The sequence below is a fragment of the Citrobacter sp. GW821-FHT07H02 genome (assembly GCF_059418505.1).
Genome location: NZ_JBWKPZ010000023.1, coordinates 60,712 through 80,837 on the forward strand (window position 1 = coordinate 60,712; position 20,126 = coordinate 80,837).

At 50.7% G+C, this 20,126-nt stretch carries 20 protein-coding genes; 17 read left to right on the forward strand and 3 right to left on the reverse strand.

Annotated elements, in window-relative coordinates; all coding sequences use genetic code 11:
- Nucleotides 1–68: 68 nt before the first annotated feature.
- Complete coding sequence (locus AC07NP_RS19290; protein ID WP_494661437.1) at nucleotides 69–572, forward strand: ESA_00282 family adhesion-associated protein; 504 nt, start codon at nucleotides 69–71, stop codon at nucleotides 570–572.
- Between the two features lie 90 nt (nucleotides 573–662).
- On the opposite strand, the gene AC07NP_RS19295 is transcribed toward AC07NP_RS19290, so the two are convergent.
- The gene (locus AC07NP_RS19295) at nucleotides 663–1,703 is read right to left on the reverse strand and encodes an aldo/keto reductase (RefSeq protein ID WP_494661438.1); all 1,041 of its coding nucleotides are present in this window, start codon (nucleotides 1,701–1,703) and stop codon (nucleotides 663–665) included.
- A gap of 156 nt (nucleotides 1,704–1,859) precedes the next feature.
- On the opposite strand from AC07NP_RS19295, the gene yghX reads away from it, so the two are divergent.
- The 13 genes from yghX to AC07NP_RS19360 all read left to right on the forward strand — a co-directional run bounded on the left by yghX (nucleotide 1,860) and on the right by AC07NP_RS19360 (nucleotide 13,532).
- Complete coding sequence (yghX, locus tag AC07NP_RS19300) at nucleotides 1,860–2,747, forward strand: YghX family hydrolase (RefSeq protein ID WP_494661439.1); 888 nt, start codon at nucleotides 1,860–1,862, stop codon at nucleotides 2,745–2,747.
- Between the two features lie 204 nt (nucleotides 2,748–2,951).
- Nucleotides 2,952–4,592, forward strand: coding sequence for a methyl-accepting chemotaxis protein (locus AC07NP_RS19305; protein WP_494661440.1), 1,641 nt, complete (start codon nucleotides 2,952–2,954; stop codon nucleotides 4,590–4,592).
- Between the two features lie 81 nt (nucleotides 4,593–4,673).
- On the forward strand, nucleotides 4,674–4,961 hold the full coding sequence (locus AC07NP_RS19310; protein ID WP_203359987.1) for a DUF2623 family protein: 288 nt from the start codon (nucleotides 4,674–4,676) through the stop codon (nucleotides 4,959–4,961).
- Between the two features lie 188 nt (nucleotides 4,962–5,149).
- Nucleotides 5,150–6,268, forward strand: coding sequence for a hydrogenase 2 small subunit (gene hybO, locus AC07NP_RS19315; RefSeq protein WP_203359988.1), 1,119 nt, complete (start codon nucleotides 5,150–5,152; stop codon nucleotides 6,266–6,268).
- 2 nt (nucleotides 6,269–6,270) lie between these two features.
- A complete protein-coding gene (gene hybA, locus AC07NP_RS19320; protein WP_276293914.1) occupies nucleotides 6,271–7,257 on the forward strand; it encodes a hydrogenase 2 operon protein HybA in 987 nt (328 codons plus the stop codon).
- On the forward strand, nucleotides 7,247–8,425 hold the full coding sequence (hybB, locus tag AC07NP_RS19325) for a Ni/Fe-hydrogenase cytochrome b subunit (RefSeq protein WP_203359990.1): 1,179 nt from the start codon (nucleotides 7,247–7,249) through the stop codon (nucleotides 8,423–8,425). Before hybA ends, hybB begins: the two co-directional genes overlap by 11 nt.
- Nucleotides 8,422–10,125: a hydrogenase 2 large subunit gene (gene hybC / locus AC07NP_RS19330; RefSeq protein WP_494661441.1), complete on the forward strand. Its 1,704-nt coding sequence runs from the start codon at nucleotides 8,422–8,424 to the stop codon at nucleotides 10,123–10,125. The genes hybB and hybC overlap by 4 nt, the downstream gene beginning before the upstream one ends.
- Nucleotides 10,125–10,619 (forward strand): HyaD/HybD family hydrogenase maturation endopeptidase, encoded by a 495-nt coding sequence (locus tag AC07NP_RS19335; RefSeq protein ID WP_203359992.1) that lies wholly within the window; start codon nucleotides 10,125–10,127, stop codon nucleotides 10,617–10,619. The genes hybC and AC07NP_RS19335 overlap by 1 nt, the downstream gene beginning before the upstream one ends.
- A complete protein-coding gene (gene hybE / locus AC07NP_RS19340) occupies nucleotides 10,612–11,100 on the forward strand; it encodes a hydrogenase-2 assembly chaperone (RefSeq protein ID WP_494661442.1) in 489 nt (162 codons plus the stop codon). Before AC07NP_RS19335 ends, hybE begins: the two co-directional genes overlap by 8 nt.
- A complete protein-coding gene (gene hypA / locus AC07NP_RS19345; protein ID WP_192613474.1) occupies nucleotides 11,093–11,434 on the forward strand; it encodes a hydrogenase maturation nickel metallochaperone HypA in 342 nt (113 codons plus the stop codon). The genes hybE and hypA overlap by 8 nt, the downstream gene beginning before the upstream one ends.
- A gap of 27 nt (nucleotides 11,435–11,461) precedes the next feature.
- On the forward strand, nucleotides 11,462–11,710 hold the full coding sequence (gene hybG / locus AC07NP_RS19350) for a hydrogenase maturation factor HybG (RefSeq protein WP_192613473.1): 249 nt from the start codon (nucleotides 11,462–11,464) through the stop codon (nucleotides 11,708–11,710).
- A gap of 77 nt (nucleotides 11,711–11,787) precedes the next feature.
- Nucleotides 11,788–12,840 carry an ABC transporter substrate-binding protein gene (locus AC07NP_RS19355; protein WP_494661443.1) on the forward strand — a complete coding sequence of 351 codons (1,053 nt, stop codon included), beginning with the start codon at nucleotides 11,788–11,790 and terminating at the stop codon, nucleotides 12,838–12,840.
- Nucleotides 12,840–13,532: a molybdate ABC transporter substrate-binding protein gene (locus tag AC07NP_RS19360; RefSeq protein WP_494661444.1), complete on the forward strand. Its 693-nt coding sequence runs from the start codon at nucleotides 12,840–12,842 to the stop codon at nucleotides 13,530–13,532. The genes AC07NP_RS19355 and AC07NP_RS19360 overlap by 1 nt, the downstream gene beginning before the upstream one ends.
- Before the next feature lie 91 nt (nucleotides 13,533–13,623).
- Here the strand turns inward: AC07NP_RS19360 and yghU are convergent, their stop codons facing one another.
- The gene (yghU, locus tag AC07NP_RS19365) at nucleotides 13,624–14,490 is read right to left on the reverse strand and encodes a glutathione-dependent disulfide-bond oxidoreductase (RefSeq protein WP_494661445.1); all 867 of its coding nucleotides are present in this window, start codon (nucleotides 14,488–14,490) and stop codon (nucleotides 13,624–13,626) included.
- A 237-nt stretch (nucleotides 14,491–14,727) separates the two neighbouring features.
- On the opposite strand from yghU, the gene gss reads away from it, so the two are divergent.
- Together gss and AC07NP_RS19375 are read left to right on the forward strand one after the other, a co-directional pair.
- The gene (gene gss, locus AC07NP_RS19370) at nucleotides 14,728–16,587 is read left to right on the forward strand and encodes a bifunctional glutathionylspermidine amidase/synthase (RefSeq protein ID WP_203359998.1); all 1,860 of its coding nucleotides are present in this window, start codon (nucleotides 14,728–14,730) and stop codon (nucleotides 16,585–16,587) included.
- A gap of 621 nt (nucleotides 16,588–17,208) precedes the next feature.
- A complete protein-coding gene (locus AC07NP_RS19375; RefSeq protein ID WP_494661446.1) occupies nucleotides 17,209–17,709 on the forward strand; it encodes a hypothetical protein in 501 nt (166 codons plus the stop codon).
- A 732-nt stretch (nucleotides 17,710–18,441) separates the two neighbouring features.
- On the opposite strand, the gene AC07NP_RS19380 is transcribed toward AC07NP_RS19375, so the two are convergent.
- A complete protein-coding gene (locus tag AC07NP_RS19380) occupies nucleotides 18,442–18,981 on the reverse strand; it encodes a lecithin retinol acyltransferase family protein (RefSeq protein ID WP_494661447.1) in 540 nt (179 codons plus the stop codon).
- Nucleotides 18,982–19,719: 738 nt separating this feature from the next.
- Here AC07NP_RS19380 and AC07NP_RS19385 point away from each other — a divergent pair.
- The gene (locus AC07NP_RS19385; protein ID WP_494661448.1) at nucleotides 19,720–20,088 is read left to right on the forward strand and encodes a nuclear transport factor 2 family protein; all 369 of its coding nucleotides are present in this window, start codon (nucleotides 19,720–19,722) and stop codon (nucleotides 20,086–20,088) included.
- Nucleotides 20,089–20,126: the final 38 nt, after the last annotated feature.

Consider the following 20,126-nt stretch of genomic DNA (forward strand, 5'->3'; position numbering starts at 1 on the left):
TTTATAAGGCGGGTTTCGTTGACAATAGCATGGTGTAATTTTAAAATCAAAAAAAATGGAGCCAAAAAATGAACAGTATTTTTTATTCTGTTATTACCCTGCTATTGCTTACCTTTGGTGTTCTTGTCCTGATGCGAGGACTTAATAAAAATTATTCTGAAGCGGGAGCAAGCGCAACCCATCAGCAGGAACCGATGACGAAAGAAGAAGGTGAAGATCATTTTTCATCGCTCATGAACACTATTACGCCGGTATGGTACTGGCGAGTTAATCATGAATATATCGATTTTCTTCACGCCACGATAAAACGGATGACGGTGGCTGAATTGAATGGAACGCCAGGTTTGTTTGATGCGCAAAGACGTTGTAGCGATCTTAATTCTGCGGTGTACAAATACTATGACAATATTAAAAAACGTTGTCTGAATGGAGAAAAGGTATCGCATTCTGATCTTGATGTACTCAATTTGCGACAATGTTTTCGGGAGTTCAGCCTGGAGGCTTATCCTTCCCTGGTCGCGCTGGTGTGGCCAGAATATCAGCGCCCGCTCGTAAAACCAGATGACGTTTGAGCGCTGTGAATCTGCTGCTGTAAGAATGGTCGGAAGCGGTTTTTTACTCACTGGCCGGGTAAGGCAAAAGGGCCGCCCGGCGCAATGTCTTTACTTATCTGATGATGCTTGCCACAGATTCAGTTTGCCATCCGCGACATGCTTATCAATCTGCGTGAGTTCTTCAGGGGTGAACGTCAGGTTATTCAGCGCCTGAACGTTCTCTTCCAGTTGTTCAGGGCGACTGGCTCCAATCAGTACGGATGTGACCCGGGGATCCTTCAGCAGCCAGCTTAATGCCATTTGCGCCATCGACTGTCCGCGCTGTTGCGCCATCTCGTTGAGCAAACGCAGGCTGGCAATATTCTCTTCGGTGAGCATGTTCTCCGTCAGGCCACGGGCCTTTTTCCCTTCACGCTGCATGCGGGAACCTTCCGGGATTCCGTTCAGGTATTTTCCCGTGAGCAATCCCTGGGCGAGCGGGGTAAAGGCGATGCAACCTGTCCCGTTAGCCTCCAGCGTATTCAGCAGACCACTTTTATCAACCCAACGGTTTAACAGGTTGTAGGAGGGTTGATGGATCAGCAGCGGGATCTTCCATTCGCGCAGCAGATCGGCCATCTGCTGAGTACGTTCGGGGGAGTATGAGGAGATGCCGACATAAAGCGCTTTCCCGCTTTGTACCGCCTGAGCCAGCGCAGAAGCCGTCTCTTCCATCGGCGTATTTTCATCGACCCGGTGCGAATAGAAGATATCGACGTAATCCAGCCCCATACGTTGCAGGCTCTGATCGAGGCTCGCCAGCAGGTATTTACGTGAACCGCCAGCGCCATAAGGACCCGGCCACATATCGTATCCGGCTTTGGTGGAGATTAGCAGTTCATCGCGATGGTTCGCAAAATCGCGGCGTAACAGGCGGCCAAAATTCTCCTCTGCACTGCCCGGAGGCGGTCCATAGTTATTGGCCAGATCAAAATGGGTGATACCTAAATCAAATGCTTTCCGCAGCAGGGCTTGCTGTGAATCCAGCGCGTGAACGTGACCGAAACTGTGCCACAAGCCCAGTGACAGCGCAGGCAAACGCAAACCACTTCTCCCGCAATAGCGATAAAGCATTTGCTTATAACGTTCAGGGTTAGCTAACCAGGTCATGCAATCTCCTTAGAGCTGTTGGATTTCAAAACAACGTTTCTATTCTAGCGACTGCGTCAGATCTGTCCCGTTCGCCAGGTCACATTGAGATGAAATATTGGGCAAAAATACGCTGCTATGCTTTGCTTAAAAAAACATCTGTGCCGGAGTGAGGGTATGCCGAGACTAACTGCCAAAGATTTTCCGCAAGAACTGCTCGATTACTACGACTACTATGCGCATGGAAAGATATCCAAACGTGAGTTTCTCAACCTCGCCGCGAAGTACGCTGTGGGTGGCGTGACGGCGCTTGCGCTGTTTAACCTGCTGAAACCGAATTATGCACTGGCAATGCAGGTGGAATTTACCGACCCGGATATTGTGCCGGAATACATTACCTATCCGTCACCGAACGGGCATGGCGACGTTCGCGGGTATCTGGTCAGGCCCGCAAAGGCTGAAGGTAAAACGCCCGCTGTGGTGGTGGTTCATGAGAATCGAGGGCTGAATCCTTATATTGAAGATGTGGCGCGGCGAGTGGCGAAGGCCGGTTACATTGCACTGGCGCCAGATGGCCTGAGTTCTGTGGGCGGTTACCCTGGTAACGATGATAAAGGCCGGGAACTGCAGCAACAGGTTGACCCCACAAAATTAATGAATGATTTTTTTGCCGCCATTGAGTTTATGCAGCGCCATCCGGCGGCGACGGGTAAGGTCGGTATCACCGGCTTTTGCTATGGCGGCGGGGTATCTAATGCGGCGGCGGTAGCGTATCCGGAGTTGGCCTGCGCGGTTCCTTTTTATGGCCGCCAGGTTCCGGCGTCAGATGTCCCCAAAATCAACGCGCCTTTGTTATTACACTATGCCGCTCTGGATACGCGGATTAACGAGGGTTGGCCCGCCTATGAAACGGCGCTTAAAGCAAATAATAACGTCTTCGAAGCGTATATTTACCCTGGGGTAAATCACGGTTTTCACAATGATTCGACACCGCGCTATGACAAATCCGCCGCCGATCTTGCCTGGCAGCGTACATTGGCCTGGTTCGAAAAGTATTTACGCTGAAAGGTATGAGGCTGCTTATAAGTATTAAGACCGGACATTGAATAATAATAGTTTCCCATTCCGTTAGCATTTATTCAATATTGTGATTGAGGGGGGTCTTATCGCATAAAAAATGAAAAGTAAGTATATCTTCTTCACATTTTGCCGATAACGAAGATAAGTCACGCCTAATGGCGAATCCTCATTTACGGCAAGGGAATACTTATGTACTTACTGCGAAATCTCTCTATTCGTGTTGTCATGCTGACAATATTGGGCCTTTTTTGTCTGCTCTGGTCGGGCGTCGGTGTATTTAGTATCCATGCCTTATCTAACGTCACGCAAGGGAACGAAGTTGACCGACATCTGGTACGTCAGATGACGGTACTCAGCCAGGGCAACGATCAGTATTTTCGCTTCGTTACCCGTCTGAGTCGCGCAATGGACGTGAAAATCGGCGGCGGCATCCCGGACTTCGCGCCTGCACAGCAATCGCTTGATAATATGCGTAAAAAACTCCAGGAGATGAAAACGTTGTCGCCGGGTCCAATGAACCCGGAGGTGGCTGCAGCGGTGCTGGCGAGTTGGCAAGCCTTGCTGGACAAGGGGATTATGCCGCAAATGCAACTGGCAACGCAGGGTTCTCAGGCGGCATGGCGCGAGCAGGCAACGACCGTGACGCCCGCCTTAAGTCGTGCGTTTGGTGCCAGTGTAGAGCGTTTTAACCACGAAGCCGGGACCCAACTGGATCACACCCGTGTCATGGTGGATGGTCAAACATCGGTTATCCGCACGATGATCATCACCGCCGCGATTCTGGGTATCGCAATCCTCCTCTTTACTGACCGTTATCTTGTGGTGCTGCTGATGAAGCCGCTGGCGCGTATCCGTCAGCAGTTTCGCCAGATTGCGCAGGGCGATCTCAGCCAGCCGATTGAAGATCTGGGGCGTAACTGTGTGGGGCAACTGATGCCTTTGCTCCGTGCAATGCAGGACAGTCTGCGTGAAGCGGTGAGCACGATTCGCTCAGGCAGTGACAATATCTGGCGCGGCGCGACGGAGATCTCAAGCGGAAACAACGATCTCTCTTCCCGCACAGAGGAACAGGCTGCCGCACTGGAAGAGACGGCTGCCAGCATGGAACAACTTACCGCAACGGTAAAACTGAATGCAGATAACGCGCGCCAGGCCAGCCAACTTGCAGATATTGCATCAGCCACCGCCGAAAAAGGCGGCGCGCTGGTGTCGGAAGTGGTTGATACCATGGACGGTATTTCTGCAAGTTCAAAGCAGATTGCCGAAATCACTACCGTTATCAACAGCATCGCCTTCCAGACCAATATCCTGGCGCTGAATGCCGCCGTTGAAGCCGCCAGAGCGGGCGAGCAAGGTCGCGGATTTGCGGTTGTCGCAGGCGAAGTGCGCAATCTGGCCAGCCGCAGTGCGGGCGCCGCGAAAGAGATCGAAACGTTGATTGCTGAATCAGCGCATCGTGTCGGGCAGGGAGCGCAGCTGGTGAAAGATACCGGCTCGACCATGGAGGCCATTCTGCGGGGCGTCACGGAAGTTACTACCATCATGAAGCAAATTGCATCGGCCTCCGAGGAGCAGAGCAAAGGCATCTCTCAGGTGGGGGTGGCGATCACCCAGATGGACAGCGTGACCCAACAAAACGCCGCGCTCGTGGAGCAGATCTCAGCGGCCGCGTCAGCGCTGGAACGTCAAACTGAGGAGTTGCAGCACTCAGTACAGCGGTTCCGCCTCTCTCATAGCGAACCGCAGACTCAGCCGGGAAAAAACACCTCCGGCCCAGCCCAAACCGGGGCTTCTGCTTCTGGTTTAACCGATGAGTGGGTTGCCTTTTAATCAGGGTAAAAAGTACGTAATACCGCTGGCCTTTGTTTAAAAAATCGCTATATAATTTATTATATAGCGATTGGAGGCGGTATGAAAAATCATTTTGGCAAAGGTTTGATGGCTGGGTTAAACGCATCACACGCTGACAGCGCATGTAATGTGGCGAATTTTTGTGCCGATTATAAACGTGGTTTCGTATTAGGTTTTTCGCATCGAATGTTTGAAAAAACAGGCGATCGCCAACTTAGCGCCTGGGAGGCGGGAATTCTTACTCGCCGTTATGGACTGGATAAAGAGATGGTGATGGACTTCTTTAGAGAGAATCAGTCGAATACTACAATTCGATTTTTCATGGCCGGTTATCGACTCGAAGCTTGATCCAAAAGGGGTATTCTCTTGGTTTAATTAATTACACTATTGTCTTACACCTTCGTTTTATTGTCCCGTCGCAGTATCATAATATACATAACCATAAAGAAAGTGTGGTAAATGGCGCACCGATCGCAGTATGGTTTTTGCGATGGGTGCAAAATAGAGCCAGGTCTTTGCAACGGAATAACAATATAATGACTGGAGATAATACTCTCACCAATTCTCACGGCGTTAACCGTCGTGATTTCATGAAGCTTTGTGCAGCACTAGCCGCTACGATGGGGCTCAGTAGCAAAGCCGCCGCAGAAATGGCCGAGTCGGTTACCCGTCCTCAGCGTCCACCGGTTATCTGGATTGGCGCTCAGGAATGTACGGGTTGTACTGAATCCCTGCTGCGAGCAACTCACCCAACGGTAGAAAACCTTGTTCTGGAGACCATCTCTCTTGAATATCATGAGGTTCTTTCCGCCGCCTTCGGCCATCAGGTCGAGGAGAACAAACACAATGCTCTGGAGAAATACAAAGGGCAGTATGTGTTGGTTGTCGATGGTTCTATCCCATTAAAAGATAACGGTATTTACTGCATGGTTGCCGGTGAGCCTATTGTGGATCATATCCGCAGAGCGGCTGAAGGCGCGGCGGCGATTATCGCTATCGGCTCCTGTGCTGCATGGGGCGGCGTGGCTGCTGCGGGCGTGAACCCAACGGGTGCCGTCGGTTTGCAGGAAGTACTGCCAGGCAAAACCATCATCAATATCCCAGGCTGTCCGCCTAACCCGCACAACTTCCTTGCGACAGTTGCGCACATCATTACGTATGGCAAACCACCGAAACTGGATGCGAAAAATCGTCCTACCTTTGCCTATGGTCGCTTGATTCACGAACATTGCGAACGCCGCCCGCACTTTGATGCCGGTCGTTTTGCGAAAGAGTTTGGTGATGAAGGCCACCGTGAAGGCTGGTGCCTCTACCATCTGGGCTGTAAAGGGCCAGAAACCTACGGTAACTGCTCCACACTGCAGTTCTGTGATGTCGGCGGTGTGTGGCCGGTCGCGATTGGACACCCTTGCTACGGCTGTAACGAAGAAGGCATTGGTTTCAACAAAGGTATCCACCAGCTCGCTCATGTGGAAAATCAAACTCCGCGCTCAGAAAAACCTGACGTGAACATGAAAGAGGGCGGCAACGTTTCTGCTGGCGCTATCGGGTTGCTTGGCGGTGTTGCTGGGCTGGTTGCCGGTGTCAGCGTGATGGCGGTACGTGAACTGGGGCGTCAGCAAAAGAAAGATGACGCTGACTCACGGGGAGAATAACCGTGAACAGACGTAACTTTATTAAAGCAGCCTCCAGCGGGGCATTGCTGTTAGGCGCCGCGCCGTCTGTCAGCTATGCAGCTGCCGAAAATCGCCCGCCGATCCCAGGATCGCTGGGGATGTTGTATGACTCGACGCTGTGCGTAGGCTGTCAGGCCTGCGTAACCAAGTGTCAGGATATCAACTTCCCGGCGCGTAACCCTGAAGGGGAACAGACCTGGTCCAATAACGACAAACTGTCTCCATACACCAATAACGTTATTCAGGTGTGGCGTAGTGGTGATGGCGTCAACAAGGACCAGGAAGAGAACGGCTACGCGTACATTAAAAAACAATGTATGCACTGCGTCGATCCCAACTGCGTCTCTGTTTGTCCGGTATCTGCACTCAAAAAAGATCCCAAAACCGGCATCGTCCATTACGACAAAGATGTGTGTACCGGTTGTCGTTACTGCATGGTTGCCTGTCCTTACAACGTGCCGAAATACGACTACAACAACCCGTTTGGTGCACTGCATAAATGTGAACTGTGTAACCAGAAAGGTGTTGAGCGTCTTGATAAAGGCGGTTTGCCAGGCTGCGTCGAAGTTTGTCCGGCCGGGGCAGTCATTTTTGGTACACGTGAAGAGCTGATGGCGGAAGCGAAAAAACGTCTGGCACTGAAACCAGGCAGCGACTACCACTATCCGCGCCAAACGTTGAAATCGGACGATACCTATCTGCAGACGGTACCGAAGTACTACCCGCATCTGTACGGTGAAAAAGAGGGCGGTGGTACACAGGTGCTGGTGTTGACGGGGGTTCCTTATGAGAATCTGGACCTTCCGCAGCTGGCCGATCTTTCAACAGGCGCACGTTCCGAACATGTTCAACACACCCTGTATAAAGGCATGATGCTACCACTGGCCGTGCTGGCGGGCTTAACCGTGCTGGTTCGTCGTAACACCAAAAACGACCATCACGACGGAGGAGACGATCATGAGTCATGATCCTAAACCGCTGGGCGGAAAAATAGTCAGTAAACCGGTCATTATTTTTGGGCCGCTTATCATCCTCTGCATGATCCTCATCGTGAAACGTCTGGTATTCGGATTGGGGTCTGTCTCCGATCTGAACGGCGGTTTCCCGTGGGGCGTGTGGATCGCGTTTGACCTGTTGATCGGCACCGGTTTCGCCTGTGGCGGCTGGGCGCTGGCGTGGGCGGTGTATGTCTTTAATAAAGGGGAATATCACCCGCTGGTACGTCCTGCATTGCTGGCGAGCCTGTTCGGTTATTCCCTCGGTGGTCTGTCGATCACTATCGACGTAGGCCGCTACTGGAACCTGCCGTACTTCTACATTCCGGGCCACTTTAATGTGAACTCGGTACTGTTCGAAACGGCGGTCTGTATGACCATCTATATCGGCATCATGGCGCTGGAATTTGCCCCAGCCTTGTTTGAACGTCTGGGGTGGAAAGTGTCCCTCAAGCGTCTGAACAAAGTGATGTTCTTTATCATTGCCCTCGGCGCGCTGCTGCCGACCATGCACCAGTCTTCAATGGGTTCATTGATGATTTCTGCGGGTAATAAGGTCCATCCGCTATGGCAAGCCTATGAAATGTTGCCGCTGTTCTCGGTATTGACCGCCTTTATCATGGGCTTCTCGATCGTGATTTTTGAAGGTTCGCTGGTACAAAGCGGTCTGAAAGGGAACGGTCCGGACGAGAAAAGTTTGTTCATTAAGCTAACGAACACGATCAGCGTCCTGCTGGCGATCTTCGTGGTTCTGCGCTTTGGTGAACTTATCTATCGGGACAAACTGTCGTATGCGTTTGCAGGCGACTTCTACTCAGCCATGTTCTGGCTTGAGGTTGTTCTGATGGTCTTCCCGCTGGTGGTACTGCGCATCGCGAAACTGCGTAACGACTCACGTATGTTGTACCTGTCCGCGCTGAGCGCGTTGTTAGGTTGTGCAACATGGCGTCTGTCCTACTCGCTGGTGGCATTCAATCCAGGCGGCGGCTACCACTACTTCCCGACCTGGGAAGAACTGTTGATTTCTATTGGTTTTGTGGCTATTGAGATTTGCGCATATATCGTACTCATTCGTCTACTGCCGATACTTCCTCCTTTAAAGCAAAACGATCAAAATCGTCATGAGGCGAGCAAAGCATGAGCCAGAGAATTACTATTGATCCGGTAACCCGTATTGAGGGGCATTTACGCATCGACTGCGAAATCGAAAATGGCGTGGTATCAAAAGCATGGGCATCCGGCACCATGTGGCGCGGCATGGAAGAGATCGTGAAAAACCGCGATCCGCGCGATGCGTGGATGATTGTGCAGCGTATTTGTGGTGTTTGTACCACGACTCACGCTATCTCTTCCGTGCGTGCAGCAGAAAGCGCGTTGAATATTGATGTTCCCGTGAACGCACAGTACATCCGTAACATCATTCTGGCAGCGCACACCACGCATGACCATATCGTGCACTTCTATCAGCTGTCTGCGCTGGACTGGGTGGACATCACCTCCGCACTGAAAGCCGATCCGGCGAAAGCCTCGGCGATGCTGAACGGCGTGTCGACCTGGCACCTGAACAGCGCGGAAGAGTTCACCAAGGTTCAGAACAAGATTAAAGATCTGGTTGCCAGCGGCCAGTTAGGCATTTTTGCTAACGGTTGCTGGGGTCACCCGGCGATGCAACTGCCGCCGGAAGTGAACCTGATTGCGGTGGCGCACTACCTGCAGGCGCTGGAATGCCAGCGTGATGCAAACCGCGTCGTGGCACTGCTGGGCGGTAAAACACCGCACATTCAGAACCTGGCGGTCGGTGGGGTAGCGAACCCTATCAATCTGGACGGTCTGGGCGTGCTGAACCTTGAACGCCTGATGTACATTAAGTCCTTCATCGATAAACTGAGCGACTTTGTTGAGCAGGTTTACAAGGTGGATACCGCGGTTATTGCGGCGTTCTATCCTGAGTGGCTGGAACGCGGCCAGGGTGCGGTGAACTACCTGAGCGCGCCGGAATTCCCGACTGACGGTAAAAACGGAAGCTTCCTGTTCCCTGGTGGTTACATCACGGATGCGAACCTGTCTACCTATCGTCCGATCACCTCTCACTCCGACGAATACCTGATCAAAGGGATTCAGGAAAGTGCGAAGCACGCGTGGTACAAAGACGAATCGCCGCAGGCACCGTGGGAAGGCACAACGGTTCCGGATTACACCGGTTGGTCAGATGACGGCAAATACTCCTGGGTTAAAGCGCCAACCTTCTACGGTAAAACTGTCGAAGTGGGCCCGCTGGCCAACATGCTGTGTAAACTGGCGGCGAAACGTGAGTCTACTCATGCCAAGCTGAATGAAATCATTGCGATTTACACCAAGCTGACCGGTAAAACGATCGAAGTGGCGCAGCTGCATTCGACGCTGGGCCGCATTATTGGTCGTACTGTTCACTGCTGTGAACTGCAGCATGTCCTGCAGGATCAGTATAACGCGCTGATCGTGAACATCGGCAAAGGCGACCACACGACCTTCGTGAAACCGAATATTCCGGCAACTGGCGAATTCAAAGGTGTCGGCTTCCTGGAAGCGCCACGCGGTATGCTTTCTCACTGGATGGTGATTAAAGACGGCATTATCAGCAACTACCAGGCGGTTGTACCGTCAACCTGGAACTCTGGCCCACGTAACTTTAATGACGAAGTGGGACCGTATGAGCGCTCTCTGGTAGGGACGCCGATCGCCGATCCGAACAAACCGCTGGAAGTGGTGCGTACCATTCACTCCTTCGACCCTTGTATGTCATGTGCTGTGCATGTGGTGGACGTTGACGGGAACGAAGTCGTCTCAGTTAAGGTTCTGTAATGCGGATATTAGTCTTAGGGGTCGGCAATATTTTGCTGACCGATGAAGCCATCGGAGTACGTATCGTTGAAGCGTTAGAACAGCGATATGTGCTGCCGGATTTCGTTGAGATCCTCGATGGCGGCACGGCGGGAATGGAGCTTCTCGGCGATATGGCGAACAGAGATCACCTGATCATTGCTGACGCCATTGTGTCGAGAAAAAACACACCGGGAACCATGATGATCCTGCGGGATGAAGAGATTCCGGCACTGTTTACCAACAAGATCTCCCCGCATCAGCTTGGGCTGGCCGACGTTTTGTCGGCCCTTCGCTTCACCGACGAATTTCCGAAGAAACTGACCCTGGTGGGGGTTATCCCGGAATCGCTGGAACCGCATATTGGCTTAACGCCGACAGTGGAAGCGATGATTGAACCTGCTTTAGAGCAGGTTCTTGCCGCGCTGCGCGAATCAGGTGTTGAAGCTATCCCACGGGAGGCGGCGCATGTCTGAGGAGTTTTTAGGGTTCCAGACTCCCCCGAAGGCGCAGATTCAGACCGCGTTTGAAGAGATTGCGCAGCGTTCGATGCACGATCTCGCTTTTCTGCATCCGAATATGCCGGTGTACGTCTCTGATTTTACGCTATTTGAAGGTCAATGGACGGGGTGTGTTATCACCCCGTGGATGTTGAGTGCGCTGATTTTCCCTGGGCCGGAACAACTCTGGCCGCAGCGTAAAGTCAGTGAAAAACTGGGGCTTCGTCTGCCCTACGGCACAATGACCTTTACCGTTGGCGAACTGGATGGCGTTTCACAGTATCTCTCCTGTTCGCTGATGTCGCCGCTTAATCACAGCATGTCGGCTGAAGAAGGGGTCCGCCTGGCGGATGACTGTGCGCGGATGCTGCTGTCGCTGCCGGTTAGCAATCCTGACGCGCCACAGCTAAATCGTCGTGCGCTGCTGCTGGGCCGTAGGAACTGCGAAAATGCATGAGTTGTCTCTGTGCCAGAGCGCCGTTGAGATCATCGTGCAGCAGGCAGAACAACATGATGTAAAGCGGGTCACCGGCGTGTGGCTGGAGATCGGGGCGCTCTCTTGCGTTGAAGAGAGCGCTGTGCGTTTCAGTTTCGATATCGTTTGCCAGGGTACGGTTGCGCAGGGATGTGAGCTTCACATCGACTACAAACCGGCTCAGGCCTGGTGTTGGGATTGTAGCCAGGCGGTTGAAATCTCACAGCATGATGCTCAGTGTCCGCTTTGTCATGGCGATCGTCTGCGTGTTGAAACTGGCGATACGTTGAAAGTAAAAAGTATTGAAGTTGAATAACCCGTTGTACATTCCAGGTGGTTAACTATGTGTATTGGAGTTCCGGGTCAGGTGCTGGCCGTCGGTGAAGATATTCACCAGCTTGCGCAGGTTGAAGTGTGCGGCATCAAGCGTGATGTCAACATTGCGCTGATATGTGAAGGCGATACTGCTGAGCTGGTCGGGCAGTGGGTACTGGTGCATGTGGGATTTGCGATGAGTATCATCGACGAAGAGGAAGCCAAAGCCACATTAGATGCACTGCGCCGTATGGAGTATGACGTCACCAGCGCCTGATAACCCCTGATGACAATCTGTTAAGTGCCCTTACATCGATGTATAATTAATTATACATCGATAGTGAGGACACCCGCATGCTTAAATCCTTACGCCAGCTTTCCTTGCTGGCGTTGCTTTTTTCCCTGCCATTACTGGCTCAGGCCGACCGAACATTTACCGATCAACTTGGCCGCCAGGTGACTGTTCCGGACTCCGTGGATCGCGTGGTCGTGCTTCAGCATCAGACGCTAAACCTGTTGGTGCAGATGAATGCCACCGACAAAATTGTTGGCGTGATGGCGAACTGGAAACAGCAACTTGGCGACGGTTACGCGCGCCTGGCTCCGGAACTGACAAAGAAAGCCACCCTGGGTGATTTAACCCATGTGGATGCTGAAGCGTTGGTGGCTCTGCACCCCCAGGTCGTGTTCGTCACGAACTACGCGCCACAGGAGATGATCGACAAGATAAGCCACCTCGGCATTCCGGTGGTGGCTATTTCTCTGCGTGTTGATACCGCCGGTGAACAATCCAAAATAAATCCGACGATGGCGGATGAAGAACAGGCTTACGATCGGGGTCTGCGTGAAGGTATTACGCTTATCGGCGATATCGTCAACAAGCCGGAAGAGGCAAAAGCGCTGATTGCAGCAACGGATAACGGGCGCAAGAGGGTCAGCGATCGTTTGCAGGCTATTCCTGAAAATCAGCGTGTTCGCGCTTATATGGCGAACCCGGATCTGACCACCTACGGTTCCGGTAAATATACCGGGGTGATGATGGCGCATGCGGGGGCGCTGAATGTAGCGGCTGCCACGATTAAAGGCTTCAAACCGGTAGCCATGGAACAGGTGATTGCCTGGAACCCGCAGGTGATCTTCGTGCAGGATCGCTATCCGAAAGTGGTCGACGAGATCCTGCAAAGCCCGCAGTGGCAGGTGATTGATGCGGTGAAAAATCACCGCGTATACCTAATGCCAGACTATGCCAAAGCCTGGGGCTACCCGATGCCGGAAGCGATGGGCATCGGTGAATTGTGGATGGCGAAAAAGCTCTATCCACAGATGTTTCAGGATATTGATATGCGTAATGTCGCCAATGACTGGTATCAGCGATTTTATCGTACCGATTATCAGGGTGTTGACTGATGCACATACTGGCTGCCGGGAGTTTACGCGCGGTCTGGCGACCTCTAATTGCGTGTTTTCAGGCGCAAGAAAGACAGGATATTTCCTGTGATTATGGTCCAGCGGGGTTGCTGCGCGAACGGATTGAAGCAGGGGAGCCGTGCGACTTTTTTGCCTCGGCAAACCTGGCGCATCCGCAAGCGCTGTTGGACGCCGGGCGCGCGCTGTTTGTCGCGCCATTCACCACCAATCGCCTGTGTCTTTGCGTACGGGAAGATCTCGTGCGTGCCGGTGATGACTGGCTGGCGCTGTTAACCCGTCCGACGCTGCGGATTGGGACATCAACGGCGGGTTGCGATCCGTCCGGTGATTATACCCAGCAGCTTTTCTCACGAATGGGGGAAGCAGGAGAACGTGTGCGAGAGCGCGCAGTGGCGTTGGTCGGCGGCAGGGAAACATTAGCCATTCCGGCGGGCAGGCTGGCTGCGGAGTGGTTAATCAACAACGACTACACCGATGCCTTCATCGGCTACGCCAGCTATGCGCCCAGATTGCGTGAGGTTGCTACGCTAAAAATTCTGGCAATACCTGAGCCGTATAATCCGGTTGTTCAGTACGCTTTTGCTTGCTTAAGTGAACGGGGTAAGCCGTTTTCAGACTTTCTGCTTTCACCACAAGCGGGGGCGATCCTCAGGCAACATGGGTTTAGGTAAACAGAGACAAACGTGTAGGCCTGATAAGCAAAGCGCCATCAGGCAATCTCATGCCGGACGGTGACGTAAACGTCTTGTCCGGCATCCAGGTTTAGCTCTGGCGCTTATCTTCGGTCTGGGTGTCGAAGTCGCTGGCGTCATGACGTTCATGCAGTTGCTCGTCCAGCGGTCCGTGAGTGCGGTTTACAATCCGCCCGCGCTTAACAGCCGGACGCTCTGCTATCTCTTTCGCCCAGCGCTGGACGTTTTGATAACTGCCCGCATCGAGGAACTCTGCCGCGTCGTAAACGTTCCCTAACACGACGTTACCGAACCACGGCCAGATTGCCATATCGGCAATGGTGTACTCATCTCCCGCGACATACTGGTTATGAGCTAACTGCTTATCCAGCACATCCAGCAGACGTTTAGCTTCCATCGTGAAGCGATTGATGGCGTACTCAATTTTCACTGGCGCATAGTGGTAAAAATGGCCGAAACCACCGCCGAGGAACGGTGCAGCTCCCTGGAGCCAGAACAGCCAGTTCAGGGTTTCAGTGCGTTTTGCCAGGTCCTGCGGCAGAAAATAGCCAAACTTTTCCGCCAGATAAAGCAGGATAGAACCTGATTCGAACACACGACACGGCGGGGTCAGCGAATGATCGCGCAACGCCGGGATCTTCGAGTTTGGATTGACCTCAACAAAGCCGCTGGAAAACTGATCGCCTTCGCCAATGCGGATGAGCCAGGCGTCATATTCCGCTCCGGTTACGCCCTGCGCCAGCAACTCCTCCAGCAGGATTGTCACTTTCTGACCGTTAGGCGTTCCCTGAGAGTAGAGCTGTAGAGGATGCTTGCCGACAGGCAGCGTTTTTTCATGGGTTGGGCCAGAAACCGGGCGATTGATATTGGCGAACGCGCCGCCGTTGGATTTTTCCCACGTCCAGACTTTCGCGGGCTGATAAGTGTTATCGGACATGTAGACCTGCCTTCTGAGGGGTTGTGTTGAAGCAGTGTAGCAGTTCAGTACGTCCGCATTTAACAGATTGGGACATTAAGATAGCCACCCATTGTGAATTTTTTGCCTCTGAACGCCATCCGCTTCGTTGAGGTGTATGATAAGTCGACCTCTGTCCGGTTAGTGTCGCAGAGCAGGCAATCAGAGCGAAAAATTAACGCCAGGCTGCTCAGGCTGTATTGTTTTGAGGTAAGGTGCATGAGCAAAGGAACGACTAGTCAGGATGCCCCTTTCGGGACATTATTGGGCTACGCCCCCGGTGGTGTGGCGATCTACTCTTCAGATTACAGCTCCCTCGACCCACGGGACTACGACGATGATGCTGCTTTTCGTAGCTACATTGACGACGAATATATGGGCCACAAATGGCAGTGCGTCGAGTTCGCCCGCCGTTTTCTCTTTCTTAATTATGGTGTTGTGTTCACTGATGTTGGAATGGCGTGGGAAATCTTCTCGCTGCGCTTCCTGCGTGAAGTGGTGAATGACAACATCCTGCCGTTACAAGCTTTTCCTAATGGTTCTCCCCGGGCACCCGTCGCGGGCGCGCTGCTGATCTGGCAAAAAGGCGGTGAGTTCAACGACACTGGCCATGTGGCGATCATCACCCAGCTACTGGGCACCAAAGTCCGCATTGCGGAACAGAACGTGATCCACACGCCGCTTCCCCCGGGTCAGCAGTGGACCCGTGAACTGGAGATGGTAGTAGAGAACGGCTGTTATACCCTTCGCGATACCTTTGATGACACCACTATTCTGGGCTGGATGATCCAGACGGATGATACGCGCCACAGCCTGCCGCAACCTGAGATCGCCAACGACGCGTTGAAGATCCGTGGTGCGCGGCTGGAAGACACAGGGCAGTTTGACGGTAAATGGCTCAATGAACAGGATCCGCTGCAGAAAGCGTATGTGCAGGCGAATGGTCATGTGATCAATCAGGATCCGCATCAGTATTTCACCATAACCGAAAGTGCAGAGCAGGAGCTGATCAAAGCGACCAATGAATTACATCTGATGTACCTGCATGCGACCGACAAAGTGCTGAAAGATGACAGCCTGCTGGCGCTGTTTGATATCCCGAAAATCCTCTGGCCGCGCTTGCGGCTCTCCTGGCAACGCCGTCGCCACCATATGATCACCGGTCGTATGGATTTTTGTATGGATGAACGCGGGCTGAAGGTATATGAATACAACGCCGATTCCGCGTCGTGTCATACCGAGGCAGGCTTGATCCTCGAAAGATGGGCGGAGCAGGGCTATAAAGGGACGGGGCATAATCCGGCGGAGGGGTTGATCAACGAACTGGCGGGCGCCTGGAAACACAGCCATGCGCGTCCTTTCGTGCATATCATGCAGGATAAGGATATTGAGGAGAACTATCATGCGCAGTTTATGCAGCAGGCGCTGCATCAGGCGGGCTTTGAAAGCAAGATCCTGCGCGGTCTGGATGAACTGCGTTGGGATGATGCCGGTCAGTTGATTGATGGCGAGGGTCGGCTGGTGAACTGCGTCTGGAAAACCTGGGCGTGGGAAACGGCCATTGAACAGGTGCGTGAGGTCAGTGAAACTGAATACGCGGCGGTACCGATTCGTACCGGGCATACCCACCAGGAAGTCCGTCTGATCGATGTGCTGCTCCGCCCGGAAGTTTTAGTCTTTGAGCCCTTGTGGACAATGATCCCCGGCAACAAAGCTATCCTGCCGATTCTGTGGCAGCTGTTCCCCCATCATCGCTATCTTCTTGATACGGATTTCACCGTTAACGATGAACTGGTGCAGACAGGATATGCGGTGAAGCCGATCGCGGGCCGCTGTGGCAGCAACATTGATTTGGTCAGTCATCAGGAAGAGCTACTGGATAAAACCAGCGGTAAATTTGCAGAGCAGAAGAACATTTATCAGCAGCTTTGGTGTCTACCAAACGTGGCGGGTAAGTACATTCAGGTCTGTACGTTCACCGTTGGCGGTAACTACGGCGGCACTTGCCTGCGTGGTGACGAATCACTGGTGATTAAGAAAGAGAGTGATATAGAACCTTTGATAGTTGTGAAGGCGTAGCCTCTCGTTTTGAAGAGAAATCAGCGGTGGTTGTCTGCCGCCGCTGATTCATAAAGGTAGTTTCATTCTCAAAACGCTAAAAACGACTTCCTGGCAGGCATGTTGGTGCGGCAATCCCGGTTTCGGCGTTGCATCTCCCTTGAAATATCTGAATTTAGTGTTGAATGGCGATATATTTAACTGAAATTATACGCCGACTTTCATTGGTTCACTGACTTCTGTGCGATGGGGCGCAAATTGTTTCAATTTTTCTGTTGTTTTATTTAGAGCAATACTACTTTCAGATTGTTTTCGCATCACATGCTGTATTATTTCTGAGCAGAAAATTAAAAGTGTGATATTATTCCCACCATGAAAAGTGACTGACAAAGATGCTCAGCCACAGAATCCAATATACACCGACATGAGTTAACAAGACGTTCTCATACTGTTATGCCCCCATATCAATAAATATTCCTATTAAATAAAATAACGCCTGGCAGTACTGGGTTTGTTTTTAATTCTGGATTAGTCAAATAAATTTAATTTTGTTAAGTGATATTGTTCATCAGATATAAACAATGTCACATACAAAACAACATCACTCTCTATTTATTAACAGTCAACAGACAGGTATTAGCAATGCATTTCATTAAACTGGTTGCGGCTTTTTTATTTGTTATTTCTGGCAGTGTATTGGCAGCAGATCTTACAGTGACTCCAGCAGTGATTAAAACGACTAAAATTTATCAGAGCAGTGCCGCTACCCATATGCAAAGCGCTTCTCATCATATGGCGACTGTCGAGCAGGGTGGTGTAAATAATCGGGCCTCGATTACTCAGGCGAATGCAGGGAATACGGCAGATATAAAGCAAAATGGTCATAATAATAGCCTGTCGATCTCCCAAAATGGTGGATATGATATGGCTGATGTGCAACAGGATATCGCGACCTCTAACAGCGATATTACCATTAACCAGGGGACTATGGATTTAGGTACGGATTCTCGTGATGCAAGAACGGTTCACGTTCAGCAACTCGGCGCGACAGGGAGTTCAGTGAATATTACTCAAAATGCTGCGGCTTCAGCATATGTTAGCCAAAGCGGTTCACAAAATAGTGTCAGTATTGTGCAACGCTGATCAGCGTATTTTTTCTGCCCTGTATGAAGTGACTCTGACCATTTATAAAAAGTGGGATACAATCTTGCTGCACTAAAGTGCTACCTGTTCAGAAGGGAAGTGGTAATGCTTCCCTTCTCCAGACGTTGTTGCGCCTACATCATAACAATCTGACGTTTTGCACACGGGTTGGGTATGAGTTGGTTGATCCTGCTTGCCCCATTTTTCTTTTTCACTTACGCTCAGGTCAGCGTAAAGAAGAAGAATATTTAAAAGGGTGACTATGAGAATTATAACTATCGTTTTTTTGCTGCTTTCATTTCCTGCTATGGCTAAGGATCAAATAGTTACACTTTCGGAATTGCAAACTCTATACGATAAATTAAACATCTCGACTTTTCGAAGTTCTTTAATGCCAAAGAGAACGAAAGATATGGTCTATTTAAGTCAAACAGGGCTTCCTGCTCCTGATTATTTTAGTAATGGATTTTCGATAGAGAATAAAGACTGGATCTATACATTTAGCGTCATAGAGAAAAAAGACAAGAACAGAGACGGCGTTATCGACTACACAATCTGTTTCTCGGATAAATCGAAAACAGGAACATATCATTCAGTCCAGCCAATGTTGATTTCACCATTAGGCATCGACGGTCAATTCATCGCTCTGTCATTCACCGTGGATGGATGTTGACTTCAGGAAGTGAGCGGGTCTCTTGAACGCAATCAGGGGGGATACCTTATGGAATAAAACTACATTAAAAAACGCCGAAGTATGGGCATGATATTGTTTTTATCAAGTGTAATTCTTCTGCTTGTTTTCATCCCCAATTTGTTATTAAAGTAACTCATAACACCAGGGATATTTATATCAATTTTGATGCAGCTGAAATGATTCATTGATGATATTTTTTGTGATTCACAGCCAAATGATTGGCTGGATAACGCCTTTCCCGTTCGACACCAAAGAGCAAAATGCTCACAGTTATTTTTAAGCAGGTTGTACTCTGACATACCTAAGCATTGCCGAGCCCTTTGATACGACTGCTCAAGGGAAAACTCAGTGGTGTGTTTTTCATCAAACGCCATAATGTCAAAGTAACGTTCAAATTTTTCTACAAAATGATCTAAAGGTTCTCTCTTTACCGCACCATCTGAAAAATGTATGACTTTCTCATTCCCTGCGTAAATACCAAAATGATAAAACTTAAACCCTAATTTAGATAACTCTGAGCGAATGACACATCCTCTGCGTATCTTTTCTTCTTTAATGTATTTTGGTTCATGTCCCATAATTTCCACCTTAATATACATCTGTCGTATCAGTTCTGCAGTAACGCTCCATGATATAACATGCTGTTCTTGAAGAATAAAGATATTTGGCGAGCAGCTCAGAAAAAAGGTGCGTTTATAAATAAAATATTATCTTTATCTGAGTCCGGAGGACTCTATAAAAGCATCATGGTTGACTGATATTACGATTATGCCAATCCGGCTATAGGCAGATTTACGGACTAGGGCATAGTTTCCAGAGAGTAATGTCTATGGCTGAGGGATTATGTAGGACCGGATGTCGGTGGTAGTGAACGGGCTTAATGAGCACGGTTGACCAGAAATCTACCAGAACCCCAAAAGCAAAAAACCAGTCGTAGGCTGGTTTTTCTGGAATAAGTGGTGCCGGACTCGGGTTTACAGCCGGCTACGATGACACAGGCATAGAGTCGGCAGGGCACTGGGGGAATGTGAAGGTGGAGATGCTCTGGAGGGGGAATACTGCCAGATCAAAACCCGTCAGTTGTAACCACAGACTGCCTGGCTGAGTGCTTATCACCTGTGGACTCCGGTGTTTTATAAATATGTGACGTACGTATATAAACCGATGTTTTATTTTATTTGGTTATGTGTTTTATTTGTTTCAGGCAGTAACACTCCGCCTCTGGGATTCTGTTGTTGCCACGGCTTACGGGACCTGGGACATGGATCCCGACAGATGATCAACTCTGACCGGAAAACGTATAACTGGAGACAAACGTGAAAAAATTATTTTGTACGGCATTATTGCTGTTGAGCAGCTCCTGCTTTGCACAAAGTACTGATGTTAAAGCGGTGACTGACGCGGTGGAAAATATGCGTCTTGCCATGCTCAGCGCTGAAAAAACCAGTCTGGAAAAAGTGGGCCTGCCTTCTCTGAGCTATGGTCACTCAAGCGGAAGAATTGAAAATAACGCCGAGTTTGTTGATGCGATTGTGACAGGCAAATCTAAATTTGAGACGCTGAACCTTAACGACCAGACTGTCCAGGTTGACGGGGATGTTGCCATTGTCCGCCATATTCTGGAGGCAAAAACCCATGACAGTGGTATGATCTTACCCGCGAATAGTGGACACGCGACTAAGTGAGTAAACTCTCAATCAGAGGTGACTCATGACAAAACCAG